Origin of the sequence: Yoonia sp. (assembly GCF_030731595.1) — a bacterium.
Taxonomy (GTDB): domain Bacteria; phylum Pseudomonadota; class Alphaproteobacteria; order Rhodobacterales; family Rhodobacteraceae; genus Yoonia.
Genome location: NZ_JANQTS010000001.1, coordinates 1 through 1,718, shown reverse-complemented (window position 1 = coordinate 1,718; position 1,718 = coordinate 1). Strand labels below are relative to the sequence as shown.

Below are 1,718 nucleotides of genomic sequence, written 5' to 3'. Positions count from 1 at the left end.
ATCCTCCATCGGCTGCCTGACGCTAAACCCGAAGTATTGTTGCGCTGGTCCGATGTGGAGTCGGCAGCAAAAGCTCACTTGTAGCTCATTCCTTGGCATCTAATTGCCACGAACAGTTTTAGTGTCGCAAACGGAAGGCCAAAGCGACAGCCATACCGCTAGCAATGAGGCAGAATTGTCTTGCGGAGCCTGAATGACTGCCATGAACCAATCGTCACTCGGCACTGACGGGCACCGGTTCGGTGTCCTGTTTGTCTTTGCCGCTGGTGTGCTTTGGTCGACCGTCGGGCTTGGAATACGGCTGATCGAAGACGCGGTTGTGTGGCAGATATTGCTTTACCGTTCGGCCAGCCTGTCACTTCTGCTTTATGTGTTCATTCGCATGCGCTCTGGTGAAAGCCCCTTTGCCCAGATCCGCCGCACCGGGTTTCCAGCGGTAATCGCGGGGCTGTCGCTGGTTGCTGCCTATTCCGGCGGAATATATGCGATCCAAGCGACATCCGTGGCAAACGCCATGCTTTTGTTTGCAACAGCACCCTTCATGGCGGCAGTTCTGGGGTGGACCGTCTTGCGTGAACCTGTACGCCCTGCCACCTGGGTGGCAATCACCGTTGCCATTGCCGGTATCGCGATCATGGTCGCAGATAAATCCGGAGGCGTTGCCCTGAAGGGTAGCCTTGCGGCGTTGGGGTCCGCCTTTGGATTTGCGGTCTTCACTGTGGCGCTGCGGTGGGGGAAATCGGGTGAAATGCTGCCGTCGGTGTTTCTGTCCGGATTGTTCGGCATCATCGTGACGTCCGGCATATGTCTGTTTTTGGATTTGCCTCTGGTGTTGTCGGTCCGGGATGGCGGCATTGCCATGGGCATGGGGGTGTTTCAGGTCGGCGCAGGGTTGATCCTGTATACACTGGGGTCTCGCAGCCTTCCTGCTGCGGAACTTGCGCTGTTGTCACTGGCCGAAGTGCTCCTTGGCCCGTTATGGGTCTGGTTGTTCATCGGCGAAACCGCCACGATAAACACACTGACAGGCGGCGCAGTTTTGCTTGCGGCGATCGCCGGAAACGCTCTGTCAGGCAAGCGACGTAGGCCGCCGCCGATCACGTCACCTTAGGGGATTGGGGACAACCTATTCCTGATGGGGCCGCCGTGAGTGGGTGCGTTGCATGTGTGATCTGATACACTTGCGCATGATGATTGCTGCTTTTGGGGTTCCGATAAAAGTGTTGCTATTGCGCGACTTTGGCCCTACGGCTCTATCGACTGGAGCACCATCATGGCGTGCATCGGTATTTCTACGGCCAAACTTGATCGCTAACTACGTCTTCCTTTTTTGCCTGATGTTTTCGCAGCCAGACAACGCAGGTAAGACGACAATCAATTGGCCAAATTGCTAACGAGCATTTCTATTCGACCTTATGACATCGTTGTCAGGATGCTGCTATGAAGCATCTGAGGAGCTCCTGAGCCGCATGTATTGGCCGGTTCAGGCATCTGATAGTTTTCCATACGCGTCCAATTTTCGGACGACACAGCAACAGCCCCGAATGGGACTGTGTTTTCGAACTCGATTTGTGCCCTCTCGATGTCTCTGCGCGGATCGCGCTCGGGGACGCACCATGGGCGTACCGGCGTTGTGACATCAGGTTGCTGCGTCGTTGGAGCCTGACCTGAATTTGGACAAACATCTACTTTTCACTCCCGGCCCTGTGAATGTGGCC

The 1,718-nt window shown here is 55.6% G+C and carries 1 protein-coding gene; it reads left to right on the top strand.

The window, feature by feature from the left end:
* Positions 1-193 precede the first annotated feature (193 nt).
* Positions 194-1,111 carry a DMT family transporter gene (locus NWQ23_RS00005; protein WP_306164126.1) on the top strand — a complete coding sequence of 306 codons (918 nt, stop codon included), beginning with the start codon at positions 194-196 and terminating at the stop codon, positions 1,109-1,111.
* Positions 1,112-1,718 lie beyond the last annotated feature (607 nt).